The sequence below is a fragment of the Candidatus Nanopelagicales bacterium genome (assembly GCA_018003655.1).
Lineage (GTDB): Bacteria > Actinomycetota > Actinomycetes > S36-B12 > UBA10799 > JAGNDY01.
The window spans coordinates 1-7,330 of record JAGNDY010000082.1 but is presented as its reverse complement, the minus strand read 5'-3'; the positions used below and the strand labels follow the sequence as shown (position 1 = coordinate 7,330).

Here is a 7,330-nt window from a genome sequence, read left to right as displayed (position 1 = left end):
TCACCGCAGGGCGAGTTTGCGCGGCCCAAGCACTCGCCCGTCGTACATTGACCGGAAGAGAGCCGTTCGTCGCACAACGGGCGGCATCGCTGGGCATCACCGTGTCCGACCTGGCGACCGATTGCTGGACCAGCCCCACCCGGTCCAGCGCATTCCGCAGTGGAGGTACCCATGGCCCGCAGCAGAAAGAATGACCTCATCGTCTTGCCGTCGTCGCCCGCTCCATATGGAGTCGTCCTGCTTTCGCACGGCAGTTCCGACCCCCGAGCACGCCTGGCCAATGACCTTCTCTCGCGACGCGTCGGCCATCGACTCAACGCTGCAGTCGCACTCGCCTCTCTTGACCACGACCGTGCGCGTCTCGATGGCGCTGTGGCACACCTCCAACAACGAGACGTCTCTGAGATCGTCGTCGTACCTCTGCTCCTCAACGTCGCCTACCACGCGACTTCCGACGTACCGGAAGCGACGGGTCGGGTGAAAGTCAGTTACCCCGGCGTCAAACTGCGGGTATCGCGGCCCGTGGGTGCCGATGCGACGCTGCTTAACGGCCTTGACGCCGTCTTGAAGGCATCCGGCTACCGACCCGCGCCCGAAATCGGCGTCGTACTGGCGTCGGCGGGCTCCGCCTACGAATCTGCCCGGGCACGGCACGCTGCGCTCGCGCTGGAGTGGCGTTCACATGGCTGGGGCGGTTCGGCCGTCGCGTTCGTCTCCGGACCGGGCCCGCGGGTGGACGATGCAGTCAGCACGCTGCGCGAATCCAACCTGGAAAAGATCGTGGTGGCACCGTTCGTCATCGCACCAGGGGTCCTCTCTCAGCGCATCGCCAGCGAGGCTCGCCAGGTCGGCGCGGTTCCGGTGACGTCGACACTGCACTCAACGGATGCCGCAGTCGACGTGGTCTGCAAGCGAATCGAAGCAGCCCTTGCCACAAATCCCGAGACAGTCACAGCCATCCCGCGCGACTAGCAGGCGCCGCTGCAGGACGTGATCCGAGGATGAGACCCGCTACTTGATGGGGATCAAGTTGAGTCGTCGAATCAACGCGGTCGTCGGTCGGGTATGGGACTGCTTCTGCCAGTACCGCGTCCAGTGGCGATTCTTGCGGGTGAGGTCCTTCAAGACCGCGCGCGTAAGTCTCTTGGTTTCGGTTCCGTAGTACCCCGTTGCCCCGTGCGGGTTGGCGCGCTTGACCTTGACGTGGCGCTTGTGTCCGAGCGTTCGCAAACCCTTCTGGTAGCGGCGAACATACGTGTTGGTTGTTCCCGGCCTTGTTGCTGAGAGGCTGACGTGGCGTGGGTTGCTCGACACTTTCACCGCTACCGGCTGCGTCACGGTAGCAGCGGATGTGCCCGTGCGAACCGCATCGATCTTGGTGCGCCACCAGCCCGCCGACCAGGCAGTGTCGACCTTGCCCTGCTTGCGACCCGCATAGTCCTTGTGGTTAATCGCGCGACTCGTCGGCAACCCAGCCGCATCGAGCGCAGCCGCAGCCACCTTCGACGCACTCGAAATCTGACTCGAAGTCAGGTCCTTGACGCCACCGCCCTGGGATTCGATTTCAATTCCCATCGAGTAACCGTTCATCCGGTCGGCCGGCACGCCGAACATTGAGTCGCCCGAACCCGCGTGCCAGGTGCGCCGTAAATAGACGATGTGCACGCCACCCGCGCGGTCGACATAGAAGTGGCAGGCGCGGACCGTCTTGCCAGCCGAACTCTTGACTCCGCGGAGGATCCAGGGCAGCGAGTGGGTGACCTTGAGTCGGGACGCGGGCACACTCGTGCCGGTGTCGTGCATCATCACCGCCTGCATGGTGGTGCCGGAGCCCGCCAACTTCGCATTCGACTCATACACCGGATCGTTGTAGCCCGCCTCCAGAATGGGCTTGACACCGTAGGCACGAAGCCGGTCGAGGACCCGCGTTGCGCTCGGCCATGGATCGGACGCTCTGTTCGAGGTCGCGCGATCGGGCGCATTCCAATATGGGCCGGCGAGATCAGCAGGTGACTCTCCGAAGTCACCGTTGTTGGAGTCGGTGGCGGCACTGGCCGACGCGATCGTTCCGCCGAGAACCGACACAGCCACCAGTGCGGCAGCTAGTCCGGTAGTCGATGTCCTGCGAAAACTCATAGATGAACCTCATCGGGATCTCAGCGTCAGTCATGGACGTTGCCGCAAATGCTCGGCGCATTCCTTTGTACCGAGATATCGGCGCTAAGTCGGCGCAACTGAAAACTGTGACATTCTCAACTACTTAGCGTGAACGCTGCTTCGGTCTCAACCGGCAGGAATCGCGGCGATCACTGACCACGCCCCAGGGCTGGATCGGGCACGGTCCGGCCGAGAGGACTATTCTGGGCTCGGCGCCCTGGCGGCACTGACATGTCGCTGACCAGGCGCGAAAACGCCTCCGTAACGGAAAAGGTGCACTGTGGCTTCTGAGCCTCGCGACTCCAACGGTCGATCCCATGACGCGTCGCATCTCGATCATCCTGTTCACATGGAAGCTTTCGGCCCCAACGAGTGGTTGGTTGACGAGCTTTACGTCCAGTACCTGGAGGACCCCAACTCAGTCGACCCAGCGTGGTGGGACTTCTTCGCGGACTACAAACCTTCCGACCGAAGCGCCGCCACGATTACCCACGCACCACCAACGGCGCCCACCAAGCCAGCAGGGTCGACTGCTCCACCGGCAGTGCCAACTACCGCAGCAAAGGCCCCGACGCGAGCACCGTCGGACGACGAGACCCTTCGGCAGTTGCGTGGGCCGGCCGCACGGGTGGTCACCAACATGGAGGCCAGCCTAGAAATCCCGACCGCGACGAGCGTCCGTGCGGTCCCAGCGAAGTTATTGATCGACAACCGCATCGTCATCAACAATCACCTCACCCGTCGCCGCGGCGGCAAGGTCAGCTTCACGCACATCCTGGGTTACGCAATCGTGCAGGCGCTCAAGGACTTCCCGGGTATGAACGTCGCCTTTGCCGAAGTTGACGGCAAACCCAACATCGTCACCCACCAGAACATCAACTTAGGCCTCGCGATTGACCTACCCAAGGACGATGGGAGTCGACAACTGCTGGTGCCTTCCATCAAAGCCGCTCAGAACATGGACTTCGCGCGGTTCTGGGCAAGTTACGACGATCTGGTCCGCCGGGCGCGCAAAGGCACCCTGGCGGTCGATGACTTCGCTGGCACCACGATCACCTTGACCAATCCCGGGACGATCGGCACCGTCCACAGCGTGCCTCGCCTGATGCCGGGCCAGGGCGCGATCGTCGGAGCTGGTGCGTTGGAGTACCCCGCCGAATGGCAAGGTGCGGCACCGGAGACGCTTGCGATGCAGGGCATCAGCAAGGTCATGACGCTGACCTCCACCTACGACCACCGCATCATTCAGGGCGCCGGAAGCGGTGAGTTCCTCAAGCGCATTCACAACCTTCTCTTGGGCGCGGAGCACTTCTACGACGACATTTTCAACGCGTTGGCAATTCCGTACGAACCGATCCGCTGGGCGCAAGACATCGCCTACGGCCACGACGATCAAGTCTCGAAAACGGCACGCGTCCAGCAGCTCATTCACTCGTACCGCGTGCGCGGGCACCTGATGGCCGATATAGACCCACTGGAATACAGCCAGCGGTCACACCCCGACCTCGACGTGGCGACACATGGTTTGACGCTGTGGGACCTTGACCGCGAATACGCCACCGGTGGCTTCGGCGGTCGGCCGTTCATGCGCCTGCGGGACATCTTGGGTGTGCTGCGAGATGCCTACTGCCGGACCATCGGTGTGGAGTACATGCACATCCAGGATCCAGCCGAGCGCGAATGGATGCAGGAGCGCATCGAGAAGCGCTACTCGCCGCCCCCGCTTGAGGAGCAGATGGGCGTGCTCAAACGGCTGAATGCCGCCGAGGCATTCGAGAACTTCCTCCAGACCAAGTATGTCGGGCAGAAGAGGTTCAGCCTGGAAGGCGGCGAATCGGCCATCGCGATCGTCGATGAGATCCTCACCGGTGCCGCTGAATCCGGCCTGGATGAGGTCTGCATTGGCATGCCGCACCGAGGCCGTCTCAATGTGCTGGCGAACATCGCTGGCAAGTCCTACGCACAGATCTTCCGCGAGTTTGAAGGCACGACCGACGAGGACTCGGTGCAGGGTTCTGGCGACGTCAAGTACCACTTGGGCAGCGAGGGCGTATTTACCGCTCCGGGCGGCGACACCTGCAAGGTGTACTTGGCCGCGAACCCGTCCCACCTCGAGGCTGTCAACCCGGTTCTTGAGGGCATCACTCGCGCGAAGCAGGACATCCTCGACCAGAGCGAGCTATTCCCGGTGCTGCCCTTGCTCATGCACGGCGACGCGGCGTTCGCCGGTCAGGGCATCGTCACCGAGACACTCAACCTCTCCCAACTGCGCGGCTACCGCACGGGAGGCACGATCCACCTCATTGTCAACAACCAGGTCGGGTTCACCACGGCTCCGGAAGCCAGCCGCTCAACGGTGTACGCCTCCGACGTCGCGCGCATGGTGCAAGCCCCGATCTTCCACGTCAACGGGGACGATCCGGAGGCCTGCGTCCGCGTTGCCGGACTCGCCTTCGAGTACCGCCAGACTTTCCACAAAGACGTCGTCATCGACATGGTCTGCTACCGCAAGCGTGGCCACAACGAGGCCGACGATCCGTCGCTGACTCAGCCACGGATGTACCACATCATCGACGAGAAGCGCAGCGTCCGGAAGATCTACACAGAATCCCTCATCGGCCGCGGAGACATCACCGTCGAGGACGCCGAGCTAGCGCTACGCGACTATCAGGCCCAGTTGGAACGTGTCTTCTCCGAAACCCGCGACGAGCACGACGCGGTCGACGAGATGCGCACCGGTCGGTTGCGATTCCCCGCCCACGTCGATACCGCGATCAGCGAAGAGACCGTCAAACGAATAGTGGCCAGCCAGATCGACCTACCGGAGTCGCTTGCGGTACACCATCGACTGGCTCCGCAGCTCCAACGCCGAGCGCAAATGGTTGCCGACGGCACCATTGACTGGGCGATGGGTGAGACGTTGGCGTTCGGATCCCTGCTGCTGGAGGGTCGTGCCATCAGGTTGGCTGGCCAGGACTCCCGCCGAGGCACGTTCGGCCAGCGCCACTCCGTGATCGTTGACCGCGACAATGGCGAGGAGTTCACACCCCTGAAGAACCTGAGCCCCGATCAAGGCAAGTTCTACGTCTACGACTCCCTGCTGAGCGAGTTCGCCGCCATGGGGTTCGAATACGGCTACTCCGTGGCTCGGCCGGAAGCGTTGGTGCTCTGGGAAGCCCAATTCGGCGACTTCGCCGATGGCGCCCAGACAATCATCGACGAATTTGTGACCTCCGGTGAACAGAAATGGGGACAGGAGAGCGGCGTCGTCCTGCTGCTCCCACACGGCTACGAAGGACAGGGCCCAGACCACTCCTCTGCCCGTCCGGAACGCTTCCTGCAGATGGCCGCCCAGGACAATATGACCATCACCATGCCGTCAACCCCGGCGTCTTACTTCCACGCTCTGCGCTGGCAGACCCTCGACCCGCATCACAAGCCAATGGTCGTCTTCACGCCGAAGTCGATGTTGCGGTCAAAGGCCGCAGCGTCGAAGTCCGAGGACTTCACGTCGGGCTGGTTCCGCCCGGTCATTTCAGATGACACGGTCGATCCCAAGAAGGTGAAGCTCGTACTCCTCTGCTCGGGCAAGGTGACCTGGGATCTGGTCGCGGCTCGAGCCGCTGCGCAACGCGACGACGTTGCGATCGTTCGGGTTGAGCGGCTCTACCCCCTGCCCGCCAACGAAATATTGAAGACACTGACGGCGTTCGGCCCAGACACTCGCCTCCGCTGGGTTCAGGAAGAGCCGGAGAACCAGGGCGCCTGGCCATACATGTTGCTGAACTTGGTCCCTCACCTCGACCGAGTCCTGGAAGACGTGACGCGACCGTCGTCGGCATCCCCGGCATCGGGCATTCACAGTGTTTCCGAACGCGAGCGCGCTGAGCTCATGACTGCCGCGTTTGAGATCGACTGAGGTGTTTGCCGGTGTACTCGACTGACCGTGGACTTGAGGAGCTGACGACCCGTCGTGGGGATGAAGCAGTGACGTTGTCTTACCTAGCGGATCGGATGGCGACCTTCGTCGACTTGAATCCGGAGTTTGAGGATGCGATCGAGCGGCTGGCCACCTGGCTCGCGCGTGACGACGCTGACGACGACTAGCCTCTGCTCCTCCCCCATCCACTAGTTGCCGTCGGCGAAAACTCCGCCCACTAGAGTCGGCGCATGCTTGCTGCCTACGCGAACTCGTCGGACTTTCAGAACCCACTTTCCTGCCTGGTTGTTGGCGACCGACCGGAACCGCAAGCACGGCCCGGCTGGACGACTGTGGCCATGCGCGCGGCAAGCCTGAACCAACACGACTTGTGGAGCCTGCGAGGAATCGGCCTGCCCCCCGACCGGTTGCCGATGATCCTCGGCTGCGACGCCGCCGGGATCGACCAAGAGGGCAACGAGGTCATCGCCTACCCAATCGTCGCCGACGCACCAGTCGGGATGGACGAGACGATGGATCGGTCGCGCACCATCCTCTCCGAACTCCATCAGGGCACTTTCGCCGAGCTTGTGACCGTGCCCCAACGGAATCTGATCCCCAAGCCAGCCGACTGGAGTTGGGCCGAGGCCGCTTGCCTACCCACGGCATGGCTGACGGCCTACCGGATGCTCGCCGTGCGCTCGGGTCTCAAGCCGGGCAACACCGTTTTGGTACAGGGTGCTGGCGGAGGTGTCGCGACTGCCTGCATCATGCTCGGCCGGGCGATGGGCATGCGGGTGTGGGCGACCAGCAGGAGCGAAGCCAAACGTGAACGCGCATTGGGCATTGGCGCACACCAGGTATTTGAATCCGGCGCGCGACTACCGGAACGGGTGGACGCCGTCATGGAGACCGTCGGCGCCGCAACCTGGGAACACTCCGTCAAGGTGCTGAAGCCGGGCGGGACCATCGTGATTTCTGGAGCGACGACTGGCCCGAACCCACCTGCCTCGCTCACCCGGATCTTCTTCATGCAGCTATCCGTGGTCGGATCGACGATGGGAACGCAGGAGGACATGAGCAACTTGGTCGCCCTGTGCTCACTGGCAGGCATCCGACCGCTTGTGGACCACACGGTGTCGTTGGCACAAGCACGCGATGGATTCGCGGCCATGGAGTCCGGGGACCTATTTGGCAAGATCGTCATCACCAACGAGTAACCCCGTCACCATCAAATACGCGCGACTCCGTCAC

The 7,330-nt window shown here is 62.9% G+C and carries 6 protein-coding genes; 5 read left to right on the top strand and 1 reads right to left on the bottom strand.

Going from position 1 to position 7,330, the window contains the following annotated elements; translation table 11 throughout:
- Together KAZ48_09630 and KAZ48_09625 are read left to right on the top strand one after the other, a co-directional pair.
- Positions 1-194: hypothetical protein (locus KAZ48_09630; GenBank protein MBP7973049.1), on the top strand; the 194-nt coding region annotated here is incomplete at its 5' end.
- Positions 172-972 (top strand): hypothetical protein, encoded by an 801-nt coding sequence (locus KAZ48_09625; protein ID MBP7973048.1) that lies wholly within the window; start codon positions 172-174, stop codon positions 970-972. The genes KAZ48_09630 and KAZ48_09625, both read left to right, overlap by 23 nt.
- A 39-nt stretch (positions 973-1,011) precedes the next feature.
- On the opposite strand, the gene KAZ48_09620 is transcribed toward KAZ48_09625, so the two are convergent.
- Positions 1,012-2,136 (bottom strand): N-acetylmuramoyl-L-alanine amidase, encoded by a 1,125-nt coding sequence (locus tag KAZ48_09620; protein ID MBP7973047.1) that lies wholly within the window; start codon positions 2,134-2,136, stop codon positions 1,012-1,014.
- A gap of 370 nt (positions 2,137-2,506) precedes the next feature.
- Between KAZ48_09620 and KAZ48_09615 the strand changes: the two genes are divergently transcribed.
- From KAZ48_09615 to KAZ48_09605, 3 genes are all read left to right on the top strand, one after another.
- On the top strand, positions 2,507-6,076 hold the full coding sequence (locus KAZ48_09615) for a multifunctional oxoglutarate decarboxylase/oxoglutarate dehydrogenase thiamine pyrophosphate-binding subunit/dihydrolipoyllysine-residue succinyltransferase subunit (protein MBP7973046.1): 3,570 nt from the start codon (positions 2,507-2,509) through the stop codon (positions 6,074-6,076).
- Positions 6,077-6,087: 11 nt separating this feature from the next.
- A complete protein-coding gene (locus KAZ48_09610; GenBank protein ID MBP7973045.1) occupies positions 6,088-6,264 on the top strand; it encodes a hypothetical protein in 177 nt (58 codons plus the stop codon).
- 63 nt (positions 6,265-6,327) lie between these two features.
- Entirely contained in the window at positions 6,328-7,296 is a 969-nt protein-coding gene (locus tag KAZ48_09605) for a zinc-binding dehydrogenase (GenBank protein MBP7973044.1), read from the top strand.
- Positions 7,297-7,330 lie beyond the last annotated feature (34 nt).

Bases quoted from the DNA above. Each gene is read 5' to 3' on its own strand.
- KAZ48_09625 (MBP7973048.1), top strand. From the start codon at position 172: ATGGCCCGCAGCAGAAAGAATGACCTCATCGTCTTGCCGTCGTCGCCC.
- KAZ48_09605 (MBP7973044.1), top strand. From the start codon at position 6,328: ATGCTTGCTGCCTACGCGAACTCGTCGGACTTTCAGAACCCACTTTCC.
- KAZ48_09615 (MBP7973046.1), top strand. From the start codon at position 2,507: ATGGAAGCTTTCGGCCCCAACGAGTGGTTGGTTGACGAGCTTTACGTC.
- KAZ48_09620 (MBP7973047.1), bottom strand. From the start codon at position 2,136: ATGAGTTTTCGCAGGACATCGACTACCGGACTAGCTGCCGCACTGGTG.